Here is a 12,281-nt window from a genome sequence, read left to right as displayed (position 1 = left end):
TGTTTCGTAATGACACCTTTTAATATTCTTCGTGATGCGCTGTATTTTTTTACCCGTCATCTAACGTCGTTACTGGCCCTATGCTTACCCTGGCTGGCTCTGGAAAGCATAGTGCGCTATCAGGTCATGCTGCAGGCCGGTCAGGAAGCGGGTCTCTGGGAAATGCTGGCCGGGCTTCTGTTCTATCCAATCTATACCGGCTCGCTGATCATGTTTCTCAGCGCCCGTAGCCATGGCGTAGTACCTAGCATCACAGCGCTATGGGGAGATGCGATCCGCTTGTGGCCGCGCTTCGCCATCCTGGCAGGTCTAACCGCCGGCATGGTCGTCTTGGGCTTTTCACTAATGATCATTCCAGGCTTTCTGATTATGGTGAAATTTGCCTTTGCCGAACCACTGCTCGTGCTTCGCGGGCTCCCACCATTACAGGCTTTGCGGATCAGCTTCGAGCGCACCCGAGGGCATTTCCTGACGCTACTGGCCTGCATCATGGTCACGCTGCTTCCTGCCTGGATGCTGGACGCGTGGATCACAAGCCACTTCATGGCCGAGCCTGTAGTAATGATCGCCTTGCAGAGCCTATCGGGTATGTTGCAGTTGCTCTTGACTATCGCCGTGTTCCGCCTGTTCATGATGACGGATAGCGATAATTGACATCGTTTAGATAAAAGAAATACGCGGCGCCGCTATGAATCTGATAGCAGCCTACAAGCGCCCTCGAAACCCTCGAAGGCGCTCGCTACATCTTCCTGCTGCGTCTGCCGCAAACAGCGGCCCAACCGCAGCAGACAGTCGGGCATGGGAGATAAATATCCGGATTACCACATCAGGTCATCGGGAATCTGATAGGACGCGTAAGGATCGTCAGCATCCGGCTCTTCCTTTTGAACATTGAGCAGTACTACACGTCTAGGATCGCGCTCTTGAATACGCTCAGCCGTAGCACGTGGAACCACCTCATAGCGGCCTTCATAGCGTACGATGCCCAGACTACCCTGGCTCAATTTTTCACGCATCAGGGCATTGACTGGTAAGCGCTTGACCTTCTTTTCGTCTACGAAATTATAGTAATCATCGCTTTCGAGCTTGGGCAGGCGGCTGCCTTCGATCAACTGCTTTATTTGGGCCTGTTCGGCCTTGCGGCGCTTTTTCTCTTCCTGTTGACGATTGAGCTCCTGATCCCGGGCGAGCTTTTCAGCCTGGGCCTGTAACGCAGCCAGTCTTTGAGACTCATCCTTTTCTGCTTGCCCGCGATGTTCCATACGGGTCTGCTTCTGCTTCTGCTTGACGGCCTGTTTGGCCTGTTTTTCATTGACAAGACCGGCCTTGAGAAGCTGGTCGCGCAAAGACATGCTCATGGATGCAACTCGTTTCTGAGCCCGGTGTACGGGCATGTTCCGTAAAGAAGCCATAGTACTGGTCCGCTGCTGGAGAGGCCAGTAAACCGTCCGACACGTTAGCGCGGGATTCGACAGGGTGCAATGCGAAGTGTAAAGGTAAAAATAGAGTGAAATAATCAACCCTTGCTGCTACACCTTTTATTGCAAGACATTTCTATATATAAATAATTATCTTGATAAATAGATTACTACTGATAACCGAGCCCATGATCACGTTAACTCTTCTTATTCTGTTCGTGACCAGCGTGTTGTTCGTACACCTGCGCGGTCGCTCACGCTTGCCCTTCCTGCGTCAGCTAGTCAATCACTCTGCAGTGTTCGCTCCGTATAACTCACTGATGTACCTGTTTTCCAGCGTTCCCTCAAAGCCTTATCTGGATCGGGAGCGGTTTCCAGAACTGGATGTGCTCAAAGATAACTGGGAAGCTATTCGCGAAGAGGCCATGCGCCTGTTCGATGAGGGTTATATCCGTGCTGCCGAGAAAAATAATGATGCAGGTTTCGGCTCGTTCTTCAAGAAAGGCTGGAAACGCTTTTACCTGACCTGGTACGGCGAGCGCCTTCCTTCAGCCCAAGCGCTATGTCCTAAAACGGTTGAGCTGGTTAGCAGCATTCCTAATGTAAAAGGAGCCATGTTCGCCCTGTTGCCAGGCGGTAGCCATCTCAACCCGCATCGTGATCCGTTTGCAGGCTCGTTGCGCTATCACTTGGGACTGTCTACGCCTAACTCTGATAATTGCCGCATTTATGTCGATGGCCAGCCCTATTCCTGGCGCGACGGTGAGGATGTGATGTTTGACGAGACGTTTGTCCACTGGGTGAAAAACGAGACCGACCAGACCCGAGTCATCCTGTTTTGCGATATTGAGCGCCCCTTGCGATCTCGCCTGCTGATGGCCTTGAACCGTCGCGTCAGTTATTTCCTGGGCAGTGCCACGACCCCGCAGAATGTTGACGGCGAGCGCGTGGGAAGCATCAACCAAGCCTATGCCTTCAGCAAACGCTTCGGCGACGCCATCGGGGGCATAGTCCGCCTCTTTAAACGCCGACATCCCAGAGCTTACAAAGTGCTTAAACCGGTATTAGCCGTATTACTGCTGGCTGCGCTCCTGCAATGGATTTTTGGCTAATAACTCTGCTACCAAAGTGTTCAATCCGACGCTTTGGCAGCAGCCCTCTCGCCCGCCTTGGCCGCCTCCCATAACGCGTCCAACTCTTCCAGCTTGCAATGTTCAGGGTGCTTACCCTGCGCCTTCAAGGCTTGCTCAATGAAGCGAAAACGACGCTCGAACTTGCCGTTGGCACCCCTCAAGGCATTTTCCGCATCAACCTTTAGATGACGCGCCAAATTGACTACGACAAACAGCAGATCACCAACTTCTTCAGTAATGTGGGCGTGATCCCCTTCGCGCATTGCCTCCAGCACTTCATTCAGTTCCTCATGCAGCTTGCCAATCACCGCTTCGGCTTCAGGCCAGTCAAATCCAACCTGAGCGGCCCGCTTCTGCAGTTTCGCTGCACGCGACAGCGCGGGAAGAACGGCTGGAACATCATCGAGCAAGGATAACTGTTCAGGGGCCGCAGCTTTTTCGGCGCGCTCCTCCGCCTTGATTTCTTCCCAGCGCCGCTTGATGGCCTTTTCGTCCAGGCGCGGCTGATCCAGCGAGCCATACAGATCGCCGTCCGGGAATACATGTGGATGACGTCGCACCAATTTGCGCGTAATACTATCCACGACCTCAGCAAAGGCGAAACGCTGTTCTTCTCGGGCCAGCTGGCTGTAATAGACCACCTGAAACAAGAGGTCGCCTAGCTCATCGCGCAGTTGCGTGTAGTCCTGGCGCTCAATGGCATCAGCCACCTCATAGGCTTCTTCCAGCGTATGCGGCACGATACTGGCGTAATCCTGCTTCAGGTCCCATGGGCAACCATGTTGAGGGTCTCTCAGGCGTGCCATAAGGTGAAGCAGGTCGTCGAGGCTGTACATAAGGTTGTCCTTCAACAAATGAGATCGAAAACGTCAGCTATAAAAAAGGGTGAGCCTACGCCCACCCTACAGGATTACATCGGTCATTCACGACTCAGGTCGCACGGTTACGCCGGGCCTCGATAATATTTGGCAGCTGTGAGACCCGTCCCAGTAAACGACCTAATGCATCAAGCCCTGGAATTTCAATGGTCAGGAGCATATTGGCCGTGTTTTCTTCCTTATTGGAGCGGGTATTTACCGCAAGCACATTGATTCGCTCGTTGAGCAGTACCTGCGACACGTCACGCAGGAGTCCGGGGCGGTCATAGGCCTTGACGAGAATATCAACAGGATAGGTCTGGACAGGCACCGGTCCCCAGCTGACCTGAATGATACGCTCCGGCTCACGGCTGGCGAGTTGCAAGGCGTTCTGACAATCCTGCCGATGAATCGTGACGCCACGTCCCAACGTAATGTATCCGACGATGGAATCTCCAGGTACCGGTTGACAACAACCCGCAATCTGGGTCAGCAGATTGCCAACGCCTTGAATCTGAACATCACCACGCTTGCCCGGCTTGCTGCTGGGCCTGCGCTGCAAGAGCTCTAGCGGATCGGTTTCACGCTCGGGTTCGACCAATTCCTGGGCAGCGTGCATGACATGGGCGAGCCGTAGATCACCAGCCCCCAATGCCGCCTGCATGTCCTCGGCGGAGCGCTGACTGATCTTTTCAGCCAGCTTCTCGTAATCCACCGGAGGCAAACCAAGTCGCAAAAGTTCCCGCTCGATCATGGCCTTGCCTGCGGCCACGTTCTGATCGCGCGCCTGGAACTTGAACCAATGGACAATCTTGGCCCGCGCTCGGGATGTAGTCACATAGCCTAAATTGGGATTCAGCCAATCACGACTAGGGGAGCCATTCTTGCCGGTAATGATCTCGACCTGCTCACCTGTCTGCAGGCTATAGTTGAGCGGCACGATCCGACCATTGATCTTCGCACCCCGGCAGTTGTGTCCGATTTCAGTATGCACCCGATAGGCGAAGTCCAGCGGCGTTGCACCTTTGGGCAGGTCGATGGCATGGCCATCCGGCGTGAACACATACACCCGGTCCGGCTCAATATCCACTCGCAGCTGCTCAGCCAACCCACCGATGTCGCCCAGCTCCTCATGCCACTCAAGGACCTGGCGCAACCAGGAAATCTTTTCCTCATAATGACTGGAAGCCGATTTAACGTCGGTCCCCTTATAGCGCCAGTGCGCACAAACGCCCAGTTCCGCCTCCTCATGCATGGCATGGGTACGGATCTGAACTTCTAGCACTTTACCCTCCGGCCCGATCACTGCCGTATGCAGCGAGCGGTAACCGTTCTCCTTGGGATTGGCAATATAGTCGTCGAACTCTCGGGGAATATGCCTCCATAAGGTATGTACGATACCCAGGGCGGTGTAACAGTCTCGGATTTCAGGCACCAACACACGTACGGCGCGAACATCATAGATCTGGCTGAAATCCAGCCCCTTCTTTTGCATCTTTCGCCAAATCGAATAAATATGTTTGGCGCGGCCGCTGAGATCAGCCTTGATACCTGTCGCAGCCAGCTCCTGTTTGAGTTGCTGCATAACATCGGCAATGTACTGCTCGCGATCCAAGCGGCGCTCATGCAGCAATGTGGCGATCTGCTTGTACTGCATCGGCTCAAGGTAACGAAAGGATAAATCCTCGAGCTCCCACTTGATATGCCCGATACCGAGGCGATGGGCGAGAGGCGCATAGATATCAAAGACTTCTCGAGCCACCCGGTTGCGCCGCTCTTCGGTGGCATTTTTAACTGCCCGAATAGCACAGGTCCGCTCGGCCAGCTTGATAAGAGCGACCCGCACATCGTCCACCATCGCGACCAGCATACGCCGCAGGTTATCCACCTGGGCCTGGGTACCCAACACCATAGACTGACGCGGACTCAGGCTCGCGCTGATGGCGGCCATGCGTAGCACGCCCTCAATCAGCTTGGCTACAACCGGACCGAAACGCTTGACGGCCTCCTCAAGACTAGCCTTGCCTTCCCGTACTGCACGGTAGATTAAGGCAGCAACAAGGGAATCCTGGTCGAGCTTGAGATCGGCCAGGATTTCGGCCATTTCCAAACCGGTCTGAAAACTGGACGTACCCGGTGCCCAGAGATGTTCCGTCGTCGCAGCGTCCGCCTCGGCCGCTTGCGCGAACTCACAGGCGTCTCGCAAGGCCTGGCGCTCGAAATTCGGGTCCATGCTCTGGACGTGATCAAGCCATGCCTCGAGATTGATGCTGCCATCGTTATTGACCGGTTGATGCGCTCTGACCTGTACCATCTTACGTCCCCCGACGCCCTCTAGCGTCGAATATGGCCAGTCTTTCAACCAGCCGATTACGCGAGTCTCAGGCTAAACGAAAACGGCTGTTCCGGGTGGAACCGATCACTTACAGAGTGTAAAAGGCCATGACAGCCATTCTCTGCGATACCAGCGCTACAACGTGGCACCACCCTGCCTCTTATGCCTTCGCCAGGCCTGCTTCCTGCCCCGCTACAAACAAAACCATAGCCTCGACATGTGCCGTTTGAGGGAACATATCAAGGATTCCAGCCCGCACAGGTTGATATCCCTGACGAGCCAGCTCTCCCGCATCCCGCGCTAACGTAGCGGGGTTGCAGGACACATAAAGCACACGCTTTGCGCCCAGTTTCGTCATCTGCTGGACCACAGCTAGTGCCCCGTCACGCGGCGGATCGAGCATTACGGAAGGGAATACCCGATCACGCCATGGCGCCTCGGTCAGCGGCTTCGACAGGTCGGCCTGGAAAAAGTGCACATTCTCGAGGCCGTTGGCTCGCGCATTCTCTGTAGCCCGTGCCGTCATCGCAGCAACGCCTTCTACACCGATGACATCGCGTACTTGCCGAGCAATCGGTAAGGCAAAATTACCCAGCCCACAAAACAAGTCCAGCACTGACTCGTCCGGTGCCGGCGCTAACCATTCAAGCGCCTGAGCGATCATGGCCTCGTTGACCGCTGCATTCACCTGTACGAAATCGCCGGGTCGATAGGCCAGGGTCAGGTCCCAAGGCTCGAGCCGGTAGCCCAGCGTCGCGCCCTGCTGATCGGGTTGAGGCTCACCATCTGTTTGCCACCACAACTGAGCAGCATGCGAAAGGCAAAATGCGCGCAACTTATCGGTGTCTGCCAAGGGCAAAGAGCGGGTCAGCCGAACCAGCACTGCACTCGACGTGCCTTGAAACAACTCCACATGACCAATGGCCTGGGGCATCTGCAAAGCACCCAAGGCCACCGGCAGGGCCTGGGCGATCGGCTGTAGCGGCTCAACCAGCACACCGCAGCTATCCAGCGGAACGATGTCCTGACTGGCAGCCGCCCGAAAGCCAACCTCGAGCCGACGCGCCTTGGTATCCCAGCGCACAGCGATTCGAGCGCGACGTCGGTAGCCAAACTCCGAGCTTCGCAACGGAGGCGCCCACTCTAAAGGTGTAATACCCGCCACGCGCTGCAATTGCTCCGCCAAGGCTTGCTGCTTGAGGGTCAATTGTGCTTCATGGGGCATATGCTGAAGCGTACACCCCCCACAGCGACCTGCCACGGCGCACGGCGGCAAGCAACGTTCATCACTCGCCGACAACACACGTTCGGCTCTGGCCTCGACAACTTGACTGCGAGCCGACAGCACACGTGCTTCGACCATCTCGGTAGGCAGTGCCCCTGCAACAAACCAGGTACGTCCGTCCAGATGGGCAATACCACGTCCGTCGTTAGCGAGCTTTTCTATGGTCAGCCGCTGCTTCTTGCCCACCGGAACCGATGAGGCCCGGCTACCACCGCTCGGCTGGAAACGCAGCCCTTTAGCACCACGCATAACAATCTCTTTACTCAATGCTCCGCTCAGCGCGGATCGTAGACGCCGGTCGACAGGTAACGGTCGCCTCGGTCGCAAATGATGGCAACGATGACGGCATTCTCGACTTCCTGGGATAGTCGCAAAGCCGCTGCCACAGCGCCCCCAGATGAAACGCCGCAAAAAATACCTTCTTCACGGGCCAGCCGCCGCATGACATCTTCGGCCTCAGCCTGTGCCATATCGATCACACGATCCACACGGCTAGCGTCAAAAATCTTTGGCAGGTATTCCTGCGGCCAACGACGGATACCCGGAATAGCCGAGCCTTCCTGCGGCTGCAGCCCGACGATCTGCACGTTGGGGTTCTGCTCCTTCAGGTAACGAGACATACCCATAATCGTGCCGGTCGTACCCATCGAGCTTACGAAATGCGTGATAGTCCCCGCAGTCTGTTGCCAGATTTCCGGACCAGTACTGGTGTAATGGGCAATGGGGTTATCGCCATTGCCAAATTGATCGAGCACCTTTCCCTTGCCTTCGGCCTGCATGCGCGCCGCTAAATCTCGCGCGCCTTCCATGCCTTCTTCACGACTAACCAGAATCAACTCGGCGCCATAAGCCGTCATGGCAGCCTTGCGCTCGATACTCATGTTGTCTGGCATGATCAGAAGCATACGATAGCCTTTGATCGCTGCCGCCATGGCTAGAGCAATGCCGGTATTACCAGAAGTGGCCTCGATCAAGGTGTCACCTGGCCGGATGTCGCCTCGTGCTTCGGCACGGGCGATCATCGACAATGCCGGGCGATCCTTCACTGAGCCGGCAGGGTTGTTGCCTTCCAGCTTGACCAAAAGGGTGTTGGAGGTTTCGCCGGGCAGACGCTGTAAACGCACCAGCGGGGTGTGGCCGACGCAGTCGGCAATGGTCGGATACTGCACGCTCATGAGATTCGCTCGGTTCCGGTGCCTTGGAAAAGGAATCTATGATACCGATAAAAATCAATGTTCCCTAATTGGGATAACGAGCGGCACTCATGAGATAAAAAAGCGCTTGGCCTTTAACCTAGACGCGTTACGCCAGCGATGATAGGAGTGCCGCTGTGCGGGTCTTCCAGCAAAATGCACTTGACCCCGTATAGCTGCTCGACCAACGCTGGGGTCACGATTCTAGAGGGTGCTCCTTCCGCCACGATTCGTCCCGCCTGCATCGCAACCAGATGATCGGCATATCGACAGGCACTGGATAAATCATGCACCACCATGACCACAGTCTTCCCTACCGCTGCCAATTGGCGAATCAGCTCAAACACTTCGATCTGATGCCCCAAGTCGAGCGCTGACGTTGGTTCGTCGAGCAGGAGCAAGGGCGTCTGCTGGGCAATGGCCATAGCAATCCAGGCCCGCTGACGCTGACCGCCGGACATGGATTCCAGAGGCCGGTCCGCCAGTCCAGTAAGGTCAGCAACCGCCAATGCAGCCTCAACAATGGCCTGGTCGCCCTCCGACCACTGGCGAAGAATGCCCTGGTGCGGCTGGCGGCCAAACTGAATCAATTCAGCCACAGTCAGCCCTTCAGGTGCGCTGGCTTCCTGAGGCAACAGGGCCAGCTCACGTGCCACCTGCCGCGAAGGCAGTCGATTGATATCCTTGCCATTGAGCACAACCGTACCCTGGCTAGGCTTGTGCAGGCGCGACAGACCGGCCAGCAAAGTCGATTTGCCGCACCCGTTAGGCCCTACGATAGCCGTAACCTTTCCCGGCGGAATATGGAGCGACAGGTTCTCAATGATGGAAACGGCCGGATACCCTAGACTCAGGGACTGAGCCGCAAGAGACACCTCATGGTCAGGCCGGTTGGTTAATAAGGAAGACAAAAGACTCACGGTGCTCTCCGCGCAGACGGGCGCAGTAGGATCCATAATAAATAAGGGCCGCCGATAACAGCCATGATCACGCCTACTGGAATCTCGATGGGCGCCATTAACGTACGCCCTACCCAGTCCGCCAGACTCATCAGCGTGGCTCCAGCCAGGGCCGCATTGAAAACAGGCACGCCCTGATGACCGACCAGATACCGAGCAACCTCTGGCGCAGCCAGGGCAATCAGGCCGACCGGCCCTACAACAGCTACGGCCAGGGCCGTAAGAAAAACGGTTAGTAAGAGCGTCATGACCCGCATACGCTTCAACGGGACGCCTAGTCCCGTCGCCACGCTATCGGAAAAGCGCATCAACGTAAGCGCACGCCCCAGGTATTTGGCCACCGGCAGACCGGCGAGCAGACCGATGCCCAACAGCCAGACTGCCTGAGCGGGGCGGGCATTGAGACTGCCGACTGTCCAGGGATAGGCCTGGTTGGCGCTATCCATGTCGGTACGGGCCAGCATCAGATTGGTCAGTGCTCCAAACAGCGCACCCACTGCGATGCCAACTACAATGAAGCGATACCCTCGGGCACCAGCACCGCCACTCAAGCCAAAGGCCAACCCTGCCGCGGTGGCAGCGCCGGTCAGTGCAAGAGCGGAAGGTGCCAGCGTAGTTGGTATTGCCACGATCGACGCGACGGCAAAGGCGGTAGCTCCGTCGTCGATTCCGATGATGCCTGGCGTCGCCAGCCGATTCCGAGCCAAGGTCTGCAAAAGACACCCGGCCACACCCAGGGCCGCCCCTGTGAGCAAGCCTGCGATAAGCCGCTGCAGGCGCAGCTCCTGTACCAGAAATACATGCATAGGTTCGCCCTGCCCTATGGCTGCTGCCAGTGCAGTCCAAGGCGATAAACCTGCTGCGCCGGATGCCAGACTAATGCCACTAACAATGATCATGGCAGCAATCAACAGGAAACCGCTGGACCAGGCGCGCCGATGCACGAGAATGCTGTATCGCCCGAACCGCCACCAGGCGTAACCGGCAGGGGCCTCTGAAACGACTGGGCGGGTTGGAAGAGTAGGTAGTGCAGTCATGATCACAGCGTCGGCAAACGATGGCCGCGGACTACAGCAATCAGGATTGGGGCCCCGATGAATGCCGTGACCACGCCGATGGGAAGTTCATAGGGCTTGACTACCAGCCGGGAGATGGTATCTGCGAACAAGATGATAATCGGCCCAATCAATAAAGATAGCCAGAGCGTACGGCGGATATCAGGACCGACTAGTCGCCGCGCCACAAATGGCACGATAAGACCGACAAAGGCAATCGGCCCGGCCGCCGCCGTTGCCGTTCCAACGAGAATAGCCACGCAAACCAGCGCACTCATTCGCGTAAGCTGCGGATGATGCCCAAGCCCTGTAGCGACCCGCTCCCCCAGAGCCAGAGCTGCCAGAGGACGAATCAACGGCAGCATAAGCAGCAAGCCGAGCAGCACGCCTGGGGCACTGCTATAAGCTGTCTCCGTAGGCCGACCGGCCAAGGCGCCAATTACCCAGAAGCGCATCTCGTCAGCGCTGCGCTGATCGCTCAAGAGGATCAGGGTACTGATTGCCATCAACATGCTGGTAAAGGCCGCCCCGACCAGAATGAGGCGCACCGGATCACTCCCGATACCGCGCAACTGTGTTACCAACAGGACTAGAAAGCAGCCGGCCAACGCACCCGCTACAGCCACGCCCAGGTTCAGGGTTGCAGCACTACTACCAAGGCTAATGGCCAGCACCACAGCGAACGAGGCGCCGGCACTGACGCCTAGAAGTCCCGGCTCTGCCAGAGGGTTGCGCGTAGCGGACTGCAAGATCACACCGGCAGCGCCCAAGGCCATTCCCACCATGGCGCCTAGCAATGTTCTTGGCCAGCGCAGCTCCATAACAATAAAGCGCGCCTCACTATCAGCACCACTCCACAACGCCTGAGCGGAACGCCCAGGCGAAACATCACCAGCACCTATCAGCAAGCTGGCCAGTACACTCAACACCACCAGTGTAAGGCAGATCAGCCAGGACCTTTTCACAACCTGAGGTCTGGATGCGGAAGACGACATCAGTGCGCCACTACTTTCTCTACATCATCAAGAATCTTCTGGGCAGCCAGCGGACCGGCACCACTGCTCCAGAGCTGACCATCAACAGTGATGACCTTATTGTTCTTGACTGCATTCAATCGAGCAAAGGCAGGTTGGTTGCGCGCCTGCGCCAGGGCCTGTTCGCCCTCTGGATTCAATGTAGCCAGGAACAGCCAGTCACCATCAGCCTGATGCAGGTTCTCAAGGCTCAAAATATCGCTATGAGGCCGCTGGGTAAGACTTTCAGCCAAGGCTGGACTTTTAAAACCAAGCTGTTGCAACAATTGCCCTGCAAACAGATGACTGGACATCAGGATAGGTCCCTGAGGATTCCAGCGTAATACCGACGCAACCTGACCAGGCGCGATACGGGCCTTGAGCGCGGCGATGCGCTGATCCAGCTGCTGATAGGACGCTTTTATCTCTTCTTGCCGCCCCAGCGCTTCAGCATACAGGCTTACGCTCTTACGCCAGTCATCCGTTACTGCTGTAGAGGGGACGATGGTAGGGGCCAGCAGGCTGAGCTTTTCATACTGCGCCTTGGGCAAATCGGGGGCCGCCAGAATCAGGTCGGGCTGTAGCTTGAATACGCTCTCCAAGTTGGTTTCACGGGCAGTTCCCACAATGGCGATCGTACCGACTTTATCCTGTACGTAACGGGATACACCGGTACTGCCACGCGTCGATACTGTACCGAGCGGTTTCACTCCTGCAGAGAGTGCAGTATCCAGAGCATTCTCGCTCAGCACTACCACACGGCTTGGCGTTCCTGTAACCGTTACTGTTCCAAAAGCGGTTTCCACAGCACGTGCTTCTGCAGTCTGCGCCCAACTAGCAGACGGTACGGAAGCGACAACAGAAGTGAACAGCATAAACGCACGCAGCCACGTACGCGGAAAGTTGAACGTTGCGAGTGCCATGAAAAAATCCTTTAGACAGATAACTCTACAAGGCAGTGCCTAGACGGCTCCGCCCTGCTCCCGGCCGACTATAATGCCGCAAAAGACAACTATTCGTGAACATAAAAGAG

11 protein-coding genes are annotated in these 12,281 nt (G+C 56.5%); 2 read left to right on the top strand and 9 right to left on the bottom strand.

Annotated elements, in window-relative coordinates; translation table 11 throughout:
• Window positions 1-9 precede the first annotated feature (9 nt).
• Window positions 10-654: a YciC family protein gene (locus IQ22_RS07320; protein ID WP_145140283.1), complete on the top strand. Its 645-nt coding sequence runs from the start codon at window positions 10-12 to the stop codon at window positions 652-654.
• 164 nt (window positions 655-818) lie between these two features.
• Here IQ22_RS07320 and IQ22_RS07315 read toward each other — a convergent pair whose 3' ends face one another.
• The gene (locus tag IQ22_RS07315; protein WP_145140280.1) at window positions 819-1,358 is read right to left on the bottom strand and encodes a DUF2058 domain-containing protein; all 540 of its coding nucleotides are present in this window, start codon (window positions 1,356-1,358) and stop codon (window positions 819-821) included.
• 248 nt (window positions 1,359-1,606) lie between these two features.
• Here IQ22_RS07315 and IQ22_RS07310 point away from each other — a divergent pair, with 248 nt between their 5' ends.
• A complete protein-coding gene (locus IQ22_RS07310; RefSeq protein WP_145140277.1) occupies window positions 1,607-2,530 on the top strand; it encodes an aspartyl/asparaginyl beta-hydroxylase domain-containing protein in 924 nt (307 codons plus the stop codon).
• Window positions 2,531-2,550: 20 nt separating this feature from the next.
• Here the strand turns inward: IQ22_RS07310 and mazG are convergent, their stop codons facing one another.
• From mazG to IQ22_RS07270, 8 genes are all read right to left on the bottom strand, one after another.
• Window positions 2,551-3,387: a nucleoside triphosphate pyrophosphohydrolase gene (gene mazG / locus IQ22_RS07305; RefSeq protein ID WP_145140274.1), complete on the bottom strand. Its 837-nt coding sequence runs from the start codon at window positions 3,385-3,387 to the stop codon at window positions 2,551-2,553.
• Between the two features lie 94 nt (window positions 3,388-3,481).
• The gene (gene relA, locus IQ22_RS07300) at window positions 3,482-5,722 is read right to left on the bottom strand and encodes a GTP diphosphokinase (protein ID WP_145140272.1); all 2,241 of its coding nucleotides are present in this window, start codon (window positions 5,720-5,722) and stop codon (window positions 3,482-3,484) included.
• A gap of 181 nt (window positions 5,723-5,903) precedes the next feature.
• Window positions 5,904-7,277 carry a 23S rRNA (uracil(1939)-C(5))-methyltransferase RlmD gene (rlmD, locus tag IQ22_RS07295; RefSeq protein ID WP_145140269.1) on the bottom strand — a complete coding sequence of 458 codons (1,374 nt, stop codon included), beginning with the start codon at window positions 7,275-7,277 and terminating at the stop codon, window positions 5,904-5,906.
• A 26-nt stretch (window positions 7,278-7,303) separates the two neighbouring features.
• Window positions 7,304-8,203: a cysteine synthase CysM gene (gene cysM / locus IQ22_RS07290; RefSeq protein ID WP_145140266.1), complete on the bottom strand. Its 900-nt coding sequence runs from the start codon at window positions 8,201-8,203 to the stop codon at window positions 7,304-7,306.
• A 113-nt stretch (window positions 8,204-8,316) separates the two neighbouring features.
• Window positions 8,317-9,141 (bottom strand): ABC transporter ATP-binding protein, encoded by an 825-nt coding sequence (locus IQ22_RS07285; RefSeq protein ID WP_244309002.1) that lies wholly within the window; start codon window positions 9,139-9,141, stop codon window positions 8,317-8,319.
• Window positions 9,138-10,217, bottom strand: a complete 1,080-nt coding sequence (locus IQ22_RS07280) for a FecCD family ABC transporter permease (protein ID WP_145140260.1) — start codon at window positions 10,215-10,217, stop codon at window positions 9,138-9,140. Before IQ22_RS07280 ends, IQ22_RS07285 begins: the two co-directional genes overlap by 4 nt.
• A gap of 2 nt (window positions 10,218-10,219) precedes the next feature.
• Complete coding sequence (locus IQ22_RS07275) at window positions 10,220-11,230, bottom strand: FecCD family ABC transporter permease (protein WP_145140257.1); 1,011 nt, start codon at window positions 11,228-11,230, stop codon at window positions 10,220-10,222.
• Window positions 11,230-12,171: an ABC transporter substrate-binding protein gene (locus IQ22_RS07270; RefSeq protein ID WP_244309000.1), complete on the bottom strand. Its 942-nt coding sequence runs from the start codon at window positions 12,169-12,171 to the stop codon at window positions 11,230-11,232. Before IQ22_RS07270 ends, IQ22_RS07275 begins: the two co-directional genes overlap by 1 nt.
• Between the last annotated feature and the right edge of the window lie 110 nt (window positions 12,172-12,281).

It is taken from the genome of Pseudomonas duriflava (genome assembly GCF_007830155.1).
Taxonomy (GTDB): domain Bacteria; phylum Pseudomonadota; class Gammaproteobacteria; order Pseudomonadales; family Pseudomonadaceae; genus Chryseomonas; species Chryseomonas duriflava.
This window is presented reverse-complemented; position numbering and strand designations above follow the sequence as displayed.